Origin of the sequence: Arthrobacter sp. zg-Y1116, assembly GCF_024385485.1 — a bacterium.
Lineage (GTDB): Bacteria > Actinomycetota > Actinomycetes > Actinomycetales > Micrococcaceae > Arthrobacter_B.
In genome coordinates this window covers 385809-398520 of the sequence record NZ_JANFLR010000002.1, presented here as the reverse complement: position 1 = coordinate 398520, position 12712 = coordinate 385809, and the positions used below count along the sequence as shown (strand labels likewise).

At 66.8% G+C, this 12712-nt stretch carries 11 protein-coding genes and 1 riboswitch; of the genes, 2 read left to right on the top strand and 9 right to left on the bottom strand.

The genetic code is table 11. The features are described from left to right. The first annotated feature begins 26 nt into the window (after positions 1-26). A complete protein-coding gene (locus NNX34_RS08620; protein WP_255766109.1) occupies positions 27-764 on the top strand; it encodes an ABC transporter ATP-binding protein in 738 nt (245 codons plus the stop codon). On the opposite strand, the gene ligD is transcribed toward NNX34_RS08620, so the two are convergent. Then, positions 761-1783: a non-homologous end-joining DNA ligase gene (gene ligD, locus NNX34_RS08615; protein WP_255766107.1), complete on the bottom strand. Its 1023-nt coding sequence runs from the start codon at positions 1781-1783 to the stop codon at positions 761-763. The genes NNX34_RS08620 and ligD overlap by 4 nt on opposite strands. 46 nt (positions 1784-1829) lie before the next feature. Further along, positions 1830-3050, bottom strand: a complete 1221-nt coding sequence (locus NNX34_RS08610; RefSeq protein ID WP_255766106.1) for an MFS transporter — start codon at positions 3048-3050, stop codon at positions 1830-1832. Positions 3051-3599: 549 nt separating this feature from the next. Further along, positions 3600-3744, top strand: a riboswitch (cyclic di-AMP (ydaO/yuaA leader). A gap of 3 nt (positions 3745-3747) precedes the next feature. Here NNX34_RS08610 and NNX34_RS08605 point away from each other — a divergent pair. Then, positions 3748-4614, top strand: coding sequence for a LysM peptidoglycan-binding domain-containing protein (locus NNX34_RS08605; protein WP_255766104.1), 867 nt, complete (start codon positions 3748-3750; stop codon positions 4612-4614). A gap of 89 nt (positions 4615-4703) precedes the next feature. Here NNX34_RS08605 and NNX34_RS08600 read toward each other — a convergent pair whose 3' ends face one another. Genes NNX34_RS08600 through NNX34_RS08570 form a run of 7 tightly spaced genes read right to left on the bottom strand, consistent with a single transcriptional unit; the run spans position 4704 to position 12604 of the window. Next, on the bottom strand, positions 4704-5378 hold the full coding sequence (locus NNX34_RS08600) for a response regulator (RefSeq protein ID WP_255766103.1): 675 nt from the start codon (positions 5376-5378) through the stop codon (positions 4704-4706). Next, positions 5375-7909, bottom strand: coding sequence for an ATP-binding protein (locus NNX34_RS08595; protein ID WP_255766102.1), 2535 nt, complete (start codon positions 7907-7909; stop codon positions 5375-5377). The genes NNX34_RS08600 and NNX34_RS08595 overlap by 4 nt, the downstream gene beginning before the upstream one ends. Before the next feature lie 3 nt (positions 7910-7912). After that, a complete protein-coding gene (gene kdpC / locus NNX34_RS08590; protein ID WP_255766101.1) occupies positions 7913-8521 on the bottom strand; it encodes a potassium-transporting ATPase subunit KdpC in 609 nt (202 codons plus the stop codon). Between the two features lie 54 nt (positions 8522-8575). Beyond that, positions 8576-10726: a potassium-transporting ATPase subunit KdpB gene (gene kdpB, locus NNX34_RS08585; RefSeq protein WP_255766099.1), complete on the bottom strand. Its 2151-nt coding sequence runs from the start codon at positions 10724-10726 to the stop codon at positions 8576-8578. A 2-nt stretch (positions 10727-10728) separates the two neighbouring features. Continuing rightward, the gene (gene kdpA / locus NNX34_RS08580; RefSeq protein ID WP_255766097.1) at positions 10729-12390 is read right to left on the bottom strand and encodes a potassium-transporting ATPase subunit KdpA; all 1662 of its coding nucleotides are present in this window, start codon (positions 12388-12390) and stop codon (positions 10729-10731) included. Continuing rightward, the gene (locus tag NNX34_RS08575; RefSeq protein WP_255766095.1) at positions 12390-12479 is read right to left on the bottom strand and encodes a potassium-transporting ATPase subunit F; all 90 of its coding nucleotides are present in this window, start codon (positions 12477-12479) and stop codon (positions 12390-12392) included. The genes kdpA and NNX34_RS08575 overlap by 1 nt, the downstream gene beginning before the upstream one ends. Continuing rightward, positions 12476-12604, bottom strand: a complete 129-nt coding sequence (locus NNX34_RS08570) for a hypothetical protein (RefSeq protein ID WP_255766094.1) — start codon at positions 12602-12604, stop codon at positions 12476-12478. Before NNX34_RS08570 ends, NNX34_RS08575 begins: the two co-directional genes overlap by 4 nt. Positions 12605-12712: the final 108 nt, after the last annotated feature.

The following is a 12712-nucleotide window of genomic DNA, read 5'->3' as shown; positions in this document are numbered from 1 at the left end:
TATTCCCAAGAAAGGACCAGCACAACATGGCAGAAACCTCAGCTTCGGCATTTGTTCCACCCACCCGCGCAGCCACTGCCGCACTGCACCTGCAGGACGTAACCCTCGAATACCCCGACGGCGTCAGCACGCTGAAGGCACTGGACCGGGTCAGCCTGGCTGTTCCCCGGGGAAAGATCCTCTCGCTGGTGGGTCCGTCCGGGTCCGGCAAGTCCTCCCTCCTCGCCGTTGCCGCCACTCTGATACGCCCGGCGTCGGGCACCGTGACGGTGAGCGGCCGGGATGCCGGCGAACTGGACGACGCCGGCCGGACTGCACTGCGGCGTACCGCACTTGGCATTGTCTTCCAGCAGGCGAACCTGCTTCCGTCCCTCACGGCCGTGGAGCAGCTCGTCATCACTGACCGGCTGCGCGGCAGGGCCGGGAAGGAATCCGAGTCCCGGGCGCGGGAGCTCCTGGAACTCGTGGGGCTGTCCCAATCCACCGCGGCGCGCCATCCCCACCAGCTCTCCGGCGGACAGCGTCAGCGGGTCAACATTGCCCGTGCCCTGATGGGCAGTCCGTCCCTGCTGCTGGTGGATGAACCCACCGCCGCGCTGGACCACGACCGGTCCGAGGCGATTGTCCGCCTATTGGTTGCCGTGACACGCGAATTCGACCTGGGTACGGTGATGGTGACCCACGATACCGAGTTCGTGCCCCTGACCGATGAGGTGGCGGCCATGCGGGACGGCAGGCTTATTGAACACGACCCCGCAGCCTAGTCCTTCCGACGGGCGCGGCTGGGCTGGACCCGGGGCGGCTCCCCCGGCATCTTCGGATAGTCCGGCGGGAAAGGCAGTTCGCCCAGGCCGTTGGCCAGGTCCCGTTCCCACCAGCCCAGCAGGACGTCGATGGACCCCGGCCGGGCGGACATCTCCGCCCAGGGATCCCCGACGGTGCGCAGCCGCTCCGGAACTGTCTGCATAGTGAAGTCCGCAGGATGCACCCGTTCCAGCTCGTCCCAGGTGATCGGGCAGGAGACGGGTGCGTTCGGAAGCGCCCGGGGGCTGTATGCGCCGGCCATGGTCCGGTCGCGGTTGGCCTGGTTGAAGTCCACGAACACCCGCGTGCCGCGCTCTTCCTTCCACCAGGCCGTGGTCACCTTGTCCGGCATCCGGCGCTCCACCTCCCGGGCCGCGGCAATCACGGCATGCCGGACGTCCAGGAATTCACGCTCCGGGCGGATGGGCGCGAAGAGGTGGATGCCCCGGTTGCCCGAAGTCTTGATGTAGGCGTCCAACCCGGCCTCGGCGAGGATGGACCGCAGCTCCTGGGCCGGACGCACGGCGTCGTCAAAATCCGTGCCCGGCTGCGGATCCAGGTCAATGCGCAGCTGGTCCGGGTTGTCCGTGTTGTCCGCCCGTGACGGCCAGGGATGGAACACCACCGTGTTCATCTGCGCCGCCCACACCGCGGCGGCAGGTTCATCCAGGACCACCTGCGGGTGTGAACGCGCGCTCGGGTATTTCACGGTGACGGCGCGCATCCAGTCCGGCATGCCGCGCGGCGGATTCTTGGAGAAGAACACCTCTCCGCCGATGCCCTCCGGGAAGCGCTCCAGTGAGACGGGCCGGCCGCCGTTGGCCCGGATGAACGCCTCACCCACCTCCGCGAGATAACGGGCCAGATCCAGTTTCGTGATTCCGGGATCAGGCCAGATGACCCGTCCGGGACTGGAGATGCGGACCTGCCGCTCCCCCTCCGGGCCGGGAACGGCCAAGGTGGTTTCCTCGCGTGCCATCGTTCTGCTTTCCCTCATCGGACAGTGTGGGAAAGAGGCTACCGTGTCAGGCCGTAGGCTTCCCCCGCACCGGTTCCACCGGTGCGCCGGGCCGGTAGTTCTTCCGCCCGTGGACAAAGTGGTACAGCACCGTGGAGGCCAGCAGGACGGCGGCCAGCACCCAGTACATACCGTGGAATCCCATCAGCGGCAGGAGCATGCCCAGAAGCAGCGGACCAAGGCCCACACCGGCGTCCATCAGGATGAAGAACGTGGACGTCGCCAGGCCGATCCGGGCCGCCGGCGCCGTTGTCACGGCAATCGCCTGGGCGCACGGCATCAGTGCACCGAAGCCGAACCCCACAAACACGCCGGCCAGGGCCATCACGGTGTCATTGGGGGCGTAGGCCAGCAGCGCCAGGCCGACGGCGAAGGAGACCAGGGTCGGGTACACCACGGCGTTGTCACCGTGCCGGTCCTGGATGCGGCCCACAAACAACCGCGAAACCAGCACCACGCACGCATAGACCACAAAGAAGAGGCTGGCGCCGAGCACCAGGCCTTCCGTCTGGGCATAGGAGTTAAGGAAGGAGAGGATGCCGGCGTAAGCCGCGCCGGCAATGAACATCACCGATGCGATGGCCAGTGCCGACGGATCGATGATGTCCGTGAGGTGCATCCGCCACTTGTTCTCTTGTTCCTCGGCGGTCGGTGTGCGTTCCGGCAGGGACAGCACCAGGGACAAGGCGAGGGCGACGGCGGCGCAGCCGGCAGCAAACAGGAACAGGGCGCGGTAACTGACGGACTCCGCCAGGAACACGGCCAGGAACGGGCCTACCGCGGTAGCCATCGTGGTGGAGATACCGAAGTAGCCGGTACCCTCGCCCCGCCGGTGGACCGGAATGAGCCCCATGACCGAGGCGGAAATACTCGTGCTGGCCGCTCCGAAGGCCATGCCGTGCAGGATCCGGACAACCAGGAGCAGCGCCAGGTTGGACGCCGGGATATACAGCAGCGAGGCCACCACGAACACCGCAAGGCTGGTCACCAGCAGCCGGCGCCGCCCCACGAAGTCCAGGAACTTCCCGGCGAACACCCGTGCCGCCAACGCGCCGAGGACGAAGGATCCGGAAGCAAATCCGGCAGCGCTGTCGGATGCGGAGAACTCCTGCACCGTATAGAGCGCCATGGTGGTCATCAACAGATAAAACACCAGTGAGATAAAGAGGTTCGTGATGATCGCCAGCACAAATCCCCTGGTCCATAATTTCTGACCGCTGCCAGCCACTGCATTCTCCTGTTTCCTCGGAACAAGCGACCGATATTGGAAGGCCGCCTAACAATCTTACGCGCCGTCGTCACCGGTCGGGAAATCGGCCTGCCGCCGCCGTCCACGGGCTGGATTGGAGGAAATTACAGTGATCCCGACCACTTTTACCTGCGTGGTGATGCAGTCGTGACGGATGCGAAAACTTCAGTCACTCCTGTACCGGAGGGTGGAATTTCTCGAGCGCAGATCAGGGCGCAGGGACAGCGATTCCGAGGCGGTGGTACGCCTGTTACTGAAGGGGTCACACGCGTAACACCTGTCTCGAGGCCTGGATGACCAGCGACTCGGGGCAGGAGGAAAAGCCCTGTTAATATTGAGACTGAAGCCGGCCGATGTGGCCGAAGAGGCAGATTTCGGTTAGCATATCGCGCCCTCGATCACACGCCTGAGAGAAGCAGATCACACAATGGTTATCCAACCGTAACTATCTTGTACGGTTATTCCCATGCCGCTTTCTGATGCGGCTCCCCCGGGCTTGTTACCTAGCTCTGCCGCTGGTCCCGGGGTCCACAGAACGCACAACCACGGCAGAGGCGGGGGAACCAATTATGGGTTCCTTGAATCCTTGGGGTTAAGTCTCCGGTTTCACCGGCGGCCGGGTGTCTCCCATCCGAATCCGACAGCTCACCTCGCAGGTATCGGGAGAGGTTATTACATGACTTTCAACAAGACTCGTGGACGCCACCGCGCCGAGAACATCGTCGTTGCTGGCCGCGGACGGACCATCGGCAGCGCCGCTGCAGTAGTCGTCGCAGGTTCCGGCCTGATGCTCAGCATGGCCGCACCGGCCTCCGCCGGAGTTGTCGCCAATGACAACTACACCCCGTCGCAGGCCGTTGCACCGGCCGCTCCGGTAGCAGCCGCACCCGTTGCAGCCGCACCGGTAGCTGCCCCCGCAGCTGCTGCCACCACCCACACCGTTGTTTCCGGTGACACCCTGGGCCAGATCTCCGCCGCTTACGGCGTTGGCCTGGACTCCGTCCTGGCGCTGAACGGCCTGTCCCTGGCTTCGATCATCTACCCCGGCGATGTCATCACCGTTGCCGGCGAAGCCGCTCCGGCCATTGCTGCCGAGCCCGTTGCGTCCTACGCCGCTCCGGCTGCAGCACCGGTCGCAGCACCGGTTGAGCCCGCCAATACCGGCGTGGTCACCACCCAGTCCACCAACATCACGCCGGCTGCAGCAACCCCCGCAGCCAGCGGCACCAACGCCATCATGCTGGCTTCGGCACAGTCGCAGCTGGGCGCAGCCCAGGACTGCACCGTGCTGGTTGAGGTTGCCCTGCGCGCCGCAGGCCACAGCGTGGGGGACCTTGCTCCCGCACAGCTGGCCGCCTACGGCACCCAGGTCTCCACCCCGGAGCCCGGTGACATGGTCTACTACGCCGACGGCGGCATGGGCCTGGCCCACATTGCCATCTACATCGGCAACGGCGAAGCCATCCACAGCGGCTGGAACGGCAACCAGACCGTAGTCCAGTCCGTCAACGTCGGCTCCGGCCCCGTGTTCTACCGCGCATAAGGCTTCCAGCCACACCGCGCCAAAATAAGCGTCCGTCCCGCAAGGGACGGACGCTTATTGCGTTAAGCGGTGAGGACCGGCCGGACGCATCAGGGCACAAACCGGTAGCCCATGCCGTGTTCAGTGAGCAGGTGTTCCGGGGCAGCCGGGTCACGCTCCAGTTTCCGCCTCAGCTGTCCGATGTACAGCCGCAGATAGCCCGAGTCCGTGGTGCCGGGGCCCCAGACGTTCGTGAGCAGGGCCTGCTGGGTGACCAGCATGCCTGGATGGGCGAGCAGTTCGGACAGGAACCGCCACTCGGTCGGCGTCAGGCGGATGTCCGAGCCGTCGTCGACCCGCGCGATGCGCCGCGCGGCCAGGTCCACCCGTACGGCCCCGAACGTGATCTCGCTGGGGCCGGCCGCGGCGGGCGACCGGCGGGACAGTGCCCGGATCCGGGCCAGCAGCTCCTCGGTGGAAAAGGGTTTAGTGACGTAGTCATCCGCCCCCAGGTCCAGCGCCCGCACCTTGTCCGCCGGGTCGATCCGGCCCGAGACCACCAGGATGGGCACGGCACTCCAGCCTCGGACCGCTTCAATGACGTCCATGCCGCTCAGCCCCGGCATGCCCAGGTCCAGCACCAGCAGGTCCGGATGGGTGTCCACTGCCTTCCGGATGGCGGCACTGCCGCTTTCCGCTGTCACTACCTCATATCCGTACGCGCTCAGGGTGATGCGCAGCGCGCGGAGGATCTGCACGTCGTCGTCGGCGACCAGGATCTTCATCCGGCCACCGCCGGCGTGGAGATCCCTGCCGCATGGATACCGCGTTCAGCGGCAGGCAGCGAGAGGACCATGGTCAGTCCGCCGCCGGGTGTGTCTTCGGTTTCCAGCGTTCCGCCCATTCCTTCGGTGAATCCCTTGGCCAATGCCAGGCCCAGGCCCAGCCCGGTTGAGTTATCCGTGTCCCCCAGCCGCTGGAAGGGGACGAAGATTTCTCCCCGCCGCTGCTCCGGGACACCGGGTCCCGAGTCTATGACGCGGATTTCCACCCGGCCAGCAAACTCGCTGACGGACAGGACAGATTTCGTTCCCTCCGGGCTGAAGCGCACCGCGTTGGCCAGCAGGTTGACCAGAACCCGCTGCAGGAGCACGGGATCGGCCACCACCACGCGCGGGGCGGCGGGGATTTCCAGTTCCACGTCCGCCGGTCCCAGTTCGAGTTCCTCGAGCGCCGGCAGCACCGCATCCGCTACATTCAGGGGCTCCAGGCTCACGCCGACGACGCCGGCCTGCAGCCTGCTCACGTCCAGCAGGCTGGTGACGAGTCCGGAAAGTGAGGCCAGTGATTCCTCGGCGGTGGCGAGAAGTTCGCTGCGGTCCTGCTCGGACCAGGTGACGTCCGTTGCCCGCAGCCCGGTAACGGCGGCGGTCGCTGCGGTCAGGGGCCGGCGCAGGTCATGCCCGACGGCGGCCAGCAGCGCGGTGCGGACCTTGTCCGCCTCGGCCAGTGAGCCGAGCCCCCTGGCGGTTTCGGTCAGTTCACGGTGTTCCAGCGCCGCCTCCAATTGGGCGGTGATGACCGCCAGCAGCCGCCGGTCGGACGCAGCCAGTTCGCGCCCCCACAGATCAAGGGAGCACCGCTCCCCCACCGGCAGGCGGGTGAACGCCGGATCGTCGGGTGAGGCGGAGGCCGGCCACTCGCCTTCGGAGTACAGGTCTTCGCCCTCGGACCGCATCCGTGCGGCGCTCACGTTGAAGGCTTCACGGGTGCGGCTGACCAGGGCGGCCAGTGCATCTTCACCGCGCAGCACGCTGCCGGCCACCGATGCGAGCAGCTCGGATTCCGACGCCGAGCGCCGGGCGGTGCGCGCGCGGCGGGCGGCGGCATCCACCACGTAGCTGACGAGCAGTGCGTTCACTACGTAGAGCCCCAGTGCCAGCATGTGCGACGGCGTGGCCACGGTAACGGTGTACAGCGGTTGGATGAAGAAGAAGTCCAGGGTCAGGCCCGAGAGCAGCGCCGCGAACAGGGCCGGCCAGATGCCGCCGATCAGGGCCACGAGGATGACCAGCAGCTGGTAGCTCAGCACGTCGCCGGTGATGGTTTCGGCGCTCCGGAGCGAAACCAGGCCTGCCGTCAGCAGCGGACCGCCCACAAGGGCGAAGGCGAAGCCCAGCAGGCGCCGACGCATCGAGAGGGCGCCCCCGAAGTGCGGCAGCACCAGAGTCCGGGCAGCCGCCGAGTGGGAGACCATATGCACGTCGATGTCCCCGGATTCCCGGATGACCGTGGCGCCGATGCCCGGTCCGGACAGCAGTGCTGCGATCCGGGGGCGGCGGCTGACCCCCACCACCAGCTGCGTGGCGTTGACGCCCCGGGCAAAGTCAACCAATGCCCGCGGAACATCGTTGCCCACCACCTGGTGGAACGTGCCGCCGAGCTTCTCCACCAGGAGCCGCTGCGCGGCCAGTTCTGCCGGTTCCGGCCCGCGCAGTCCGTCGGCCCCGGAGACGTGGACGGCCAGCAGCTTTCCCCCGGCGGACCGGGCAGCAATCCGTGCCCCGCGGCGCAGCAGGGTGCGCCCTTCGGCGCCGCCGGTGAGCGCCACCACCACCCGCTCCCGGGCCTCCCATTTGCGGCTAATGCCGTGCTCTTCACGGTAGCGGTTCAGAGCCGAGTCCACCTCGTCCGCCAGCCACAGCAGGGCCAGTTCGCGCAGGGCCGTCAGGTTTCCGAGGCGGAAATAGTTGGACAGGGCTGCGTCCACCCGTTCTTCCGGGTAGATGACGCCGTCGGCCAGGCGGCCGCGCAGCGACTGGGGAGTGAGGTCCACCAGCTCCACCTGTTCGGCTCCGCGCAGGACGGCGTCCGGTACGGTTTCGGCCTGCAGGGTCCCGGTGATCTGCTCGATCACATCGTTGAGGGAGTCGATGTGCTGGATGTTCACGGTGGACAGGACGTTGATCCCGGCGTCGAGCAGGGCCTGCACGTCCTGCCACCGCTTTTCGTTCTTCAGTCCGGGCACGTTGGTATGGGCCAGTTCATCCACCAGCGCGTATTCCGGCGCCCGCGCCAGGACGGCGTCCAGGTCCAGCTCCGTGAGTTCCAGCCCGCGGTGGCTGAGGGCGGCGCGCGGGACCGTCTCCAGCCCCTCGGCCAGGGCAGCTGTCGCGGCGCGGCCATGGGTTTCCACCAGCGCGACGACGACGTCGGATCCCTCATCCCGGAGGCGGCGCCCCTCTTCAAGCATGGCGTAGGTCTTGCCCACGCCGGGCGCCGCCCCCAGGAATACCCTCAGTTGTCCTCGCGTCATGGACTAAGTGTCCAGCTCCGCCAGCGAAATGTTCAAAAGCAACACGTTGACGGTACTGCTGCCCAGGACTCCGGCGAACGGGGCCTGCGTGGCGTCGTCCACCAGGGCGGAGACCTGCTCCGGGTCCAGGCCGCGTTCGGCGGCCACCCGGTCCACCTGCATCCGGGCGTACTCGGGGCTGATGTGCGGATCCAGCCCGGACCCCGATGTGGTGACGGCATCGGCGGGGACGTCTTCCGGATCCACCCCTTCCAGCTCGGCCACGGCTGCCCGCCGCTCGGCCACGGCAGCCGCCAGATCCTCGCTCAGCGGGCCGAGGTTGGAACCGCTGGAGGCACCGCCGTCATACCCGTCCCCCGCTGCGGAGGGCCGGGACTGGAACCATTCGGGCAGGGCCGCGCCGTCGGCGTCCGTGAACGGCTGGCCGATCAATTCGGAGCCCACCTCGTTGCCGCCGCTGCTGACCATCGAGCCATTGGCCCGGCCGTGCAGCGCGGCCTGGCCGATCCCGGCCACTGCCAGCGGATACACGACGCCGAGCAGGAGCGTGAGCACCGCCAGGGCGCGGAGGGAGACGCCAAGCTGGCGCATGCTGCTGCGGACGGGATTCATTTCCTGCTCCTAGTAAGGGGGATGCTGCGGATGGTGCGGATGATGGTTGCCATGTCAGAACCCCGGGATGAGGCTGATCAGCAGGTCAATGAGCTTGATGCCGATGAACGGCGCAATCACGCCGCCCACTCCGTAGATCAGCAGGTTGCGGCTGAGGATCGAGGAGGATCCGGCAGCCCGGTACTTCACGCCGCGCAGCGCCAGCGGAATCAGTGCCACGATGATCACCGCGTTGAAGATCACCGCGGAGAGGATGGCCGAGGCCGGAGAGTGGAGCTGCATCAGGTTCAGCGCGGCAAGGCCGGGGAAAATCCCCACGAACATCGCCGGGATGATGGCGAAGTACTTGGCAATGTCGTTGGCGATCGAGAAGGTGGTCAGGGCGCCGCGGGTAATCAGCAGCTGCTTGCCGATCCCGACGATGTCAATCAGTTTGGTGGGGTCCGAGTCCAGGTCCACCATGTTGCCGGCTTCCTTGGCCGCGGACGTGCCCGTGTTCATGGCCACGCCGACGTCGGCCTGGGCCAGTGCCGGGGCGTCGTTGGTGCCGTCGCCCGTCATGGCCACCAGATGCCCGCCCGCCTGTTCGCGGCGGATCAGGGCCATCTTGTCCTCGGGGGTGGCTTCGGCCAGGAAGTCGTCCACGCCTGCCTCGGCGGCAATGGCCTTCGCGGTGTACGGGTTGTCGCCGGTGATCATCACGGTCCGGATGCCCATGGCCCGCAGCTGCGTGAAGCGTTCCTTCAGGCCGTCCTTGACCACGTCCTTCAGGTGGATCACACCGAGCACCCGGGTGCCGCCGTCGGCGTCCCGAACCGCCACCAGCAGCGGAGTGCCGCCGCCGGTCGAGATCTTCTTGACCTGGTCCTCGACCGCGATGAGGACGTCGACGTCGATGCCGCCGGACTCCGCCGTCCAGTCCAGGATGGCGGAGGAGGCGCCCTTGCGGATCTTCGCCCCGTCGGGGAAGTCCATGCCGCTCATCCGCGTCTGGGCGGTGAAGGGAACACTGGTGGAGCCGGCCGGCGGTTCCGGGCGGCAGCCCTTCGCGGCGGCCAGGTCCACAACGGACTTGCCCTCCGGGGTGGGATCCCCAAAGGAGGACAACACGGCGGCGTCGATCAGGTCGGTGCTGTCGGTGCCGTTGATCGGGATGAACCCGGCGGCCTGGCGGTTGCCGTACGTGATGGTGCCCGTCTTATCGAGCAGCAGCGTGGTGACGTCGCCGGCGGCCTCCACCGCACGGCCGGACATGGCCAGGACATTGCGCTGGACCAGGCGGTCCATGCCGGCAATGCCGATGGCCGATAGCAGCGCGCCGATAGTGGTGGGGATCAGGCAGACCAGCAGGGCCACCAGGACGGGGATGCTGACCGTGGCGGATGAATAGCTTGCCAGCGGGTTAAGCGTCAGCACCACCACGATGAAAATGAGCGACAGCGTGGCCAGGAGGATGTTCAGGGCAATCTCGTTGGGCGTCTTCTGCCGCGCGGCGCCTTCGACGAGCCGGATCATCCGGTCCACGAAGGTTTCCCCGGGTTTGCTGGTGATCCGGACGATAATCCGGTCGGACAGGACCCGGGTACCGCCGGTAACCGCCGAGCGGTCGCCGCCGGATTCGCGGACGACCGGGGCGGATTCGCCGGTGATTGCCGACTCGTCGACGGACGCGATGCCGTCGATGATGTCGCCGTCGCCGGGGATGATCTGCCCGGCCTCGACCACCACCACGTCGTCCAGCCCGAGATCGGCCGAGGGAACCTCCGAGATGGTTGCCCCGAGGCCGGCGGGATCGCGGCCGGAGTCGTAACCCTCCAGCCGGTAGGCGGTGGTGGTGGCCCGGCTGTTGCGCAGGCTGGCTGCCTGCGCCTTCCCGCGGCCCTCGGCCACGGCTTCAGCGAGGTTGGCAAAGATGACGGTGGCCCAGAGCCAGCCGGCAATCAGCCAGGAGAAAGCGCCGGGGACGGGTGTGCCGCCGGAGTCCTGCGGGCCGCCGAGGAAGGGCTCGGCAACGGCGATCGCGGTGATCAGTACGGCACCCACTTCGACGATAAACATCACCGGGGTGCGGACCATCAGCCGCGGGTCCAGTTTCCGGAAGGCTCCGGGCAGGGCGGCGGCCAGGGAGCCTGCGGTTATGCCACGGCCGGCAGGAGCCGGTTCGGAGTCCGCAACGGATTCCAGGGGTTTGGTAAGTGTGGACATGGTTATTGCAGTCCTTCCGCCAGGGGACCCAGCGCGAGTACGGGAAAGAAGGTCAGGGCAGTCACGATCACGGTGACGCCGCACAGCAGCGTCACGGACTGGGGCCTGTGGGTGGGCAGGGTGCCGGCCGAGGCGGGGACCTTGCCCTGTTCGGCGAAGGCTCCGGCCAGGGCGACCACGAAGACCATCGGCAGGAAACGGCCCACAAGCATGGCCACGCCGAGTGCCGTGTTCAGCCACGGGGTGTTGGCCGTGAGTCCGGCGAACGCGGAGCCGTTGTTATTGGCTGCTGAAGTGAAGGCGTAGAGAACCTCGCTGAAGCCGTGGAGCCCGGTGTTCAGGATGGAAGTGCCCTCGATGTCGGCCCGGATGCCGGGAACCGCGAAGCTCAGCGCCGTCCCCACCAGGACCAGGGTGGGCATGGTGAGGATGTAGAGGCTGGCAAGCTTGATTTCCCGCGGGCCGATTTTCTTGCCCAGGTACTCAGGAGTGCGTCCCACCAGGAGCCCGGCCACAAAAGCGGTGATGATCGCCAGGATCAGCATGCCGTAGAGCCCGGACCCGACGCCGCCCGGCGCCACTTCCCCGAGCATCATGTTCAGCATCGCCATCATGCCGCCCAGCGGACTGAAGCTGTCATGCATGGCGTTCACCGCACCGGTGGACGTCAGCGTGCTGGTTGAGCCAAAGAGGGTCGATGCGGCTATTCCGAACCGCTGTTCCTTTCCTTCCATGGAACCGGCCGCACCGTCCGCGGCACCGAATTCGAATGCGGTCATGGCCGCGAGCGACACCGTGAAGATTGAGGCCATGGCTGCCAGGATCGCGTACCCCTGCCGGCGGTCCCCCACCATGGTGCCGAACGTTCGGGGCAGGCTAAACGGGATAACGAGCATCAGGAAGATTTCCACCAGGTTGGTCCACCCGCTGGGGTTTTCAAACGGGTGCGCGGAGTTGGCATTGAAGAAGCCGCCGCCGTTGGTGCCCAGGAGCTTAATGGCTTCCTGGGAGGCCACCGGTCCGCCGGGGACCGTGGAGGTTCCGCCGAGGAGGTTGGTGACGGAGGTGAAGCCGTTGAAGTTCTGGATCACGCCGCCGAGGATCAGCACAACGGCGGCCAGGAAAGCACCGGGCAGCAGCAACCGCAGCACGCTGCGGGTCAGGTCCACCCAGAAATTGCCGATGGTGGTTGAGTTGCGGCCGGCCAGGCCGCGGATCAGTGCCACCGCCACGGCCAGACCCACAGCTGCGGACAGGAAGTTCTGCACCGCCAGGCCGGCCATCTGCACCGCGTAACCCATGGTGACTTCGGGCGAGTAGGACTGCCAGTTGGTGTTGGCCACGAAGGAGGCTGCCGTGTTGAAGGACAGGGCCTCGGGCACCGCCGGAAGGCCGAGCGAGCCCGGCAGCAGGTGCTGGAGTCGCTGCAGCAGGTAAAGCAGGAGCATGCTGGCCCCGGAGAAAACCAGGACTGAGCGCAGGTAGCTCTGCCAAGCCTGGCCGGAGGAACCGTCCACTCCGACCAGTCGGTAGAAGCCGCGCTCCGCACGGAGGTGTTTGTCGGAGGAGTACAGCCGGGCCATGTAGTCACCGAGCGGCCGGTGGACCGCCGCGAGCAGGACCACCAGGCTGAGGACCTGTGCGGCCGTTACCCAGCCGCCCATCAGAACCGCTCCGGTCGAACAAGTGCCGCCAGGAGATAGCCGACGGCGGCCACCCCGAGGCAGAGTGCAAGGACGTTGAAAACGATCACAGCTTTTCCACCGCCCCGGCCATCAGGACAAACGCAGCGAAAAGCCCTACGAAGCCCACCACAAATAAAACATCAAGCACGGGAATTGCCCCCAGCCGTTCAGCGTGCTGCCGCTTTGGCAGCACGGGCACACCTTGTGCCGCATCTGATTACATGCCCTCGCCGGCGCTCAAAGAGCCATCCTCACGCTTTCCTCACGCCGGCACCCCAAACCCTTACGGAATGCCCATGTA

Excerpts from the sequence above, each read along its gene's own strand:
- NNX34_RS08620 (WP_255766109.1), top strand. The coding sequence starts at position 27 with ATGGCAGAAACCTCAGCTTCGGCATTTGTTCCACCCACCCGCGCAGCC.
- ligD (WP_255766107.1), bottom strand. The coding sequence starts at position 1,783 with ATGGCACGCGAGGAAACCACCTTGGCCGTTCCCGGCCCGGAGGGGGAG.
- NNX34_RS08605 (WP_255766104.1), top strand. The coding sequence starts at position 3,748 with ATGACTTTCAACAAGACTCGTGGACGCCACCGCGCCGAGAACATCGTC.
- NNX34_RS08600 (WP_255766103.1), bottom strand. The coding sequence starts at position 5,378 with ATGAAGATCCTGGTCGCCGACGACGACGTGCAGATCCTCCGCGCGCTG.
- NNX34_RS08595 (WP_255766102.1), bottom strand. The coding sequence starts at position 7,909 with ATGACGCGAGGACAACTGAGGGTATTCCTGGGGGCGGCGCCCGGCGTG.
- kdpC (WP_255766101.1), bottom strand. The coding sequence starts at position 8,521 with ATGAATCCCGTCCGCAGCAGCATGCGCCAGCTTGGCGTCTCCCTCCGC.
- kdpB (WP_255766099.1), bottom strand. The coding sequence starts at position 10,726 with ATGTCCACACTTACCAAACCCCTGGAATCCGTTGCGGACTCCGAACCG.
- kdpA (WP_255766097.1), bottom strand. The coding sequence starts at position 12,390 with ATGGGCGGCTGGGTAACGGCCGCACAGGTCCTCAGCCTGGTGGTCCTG.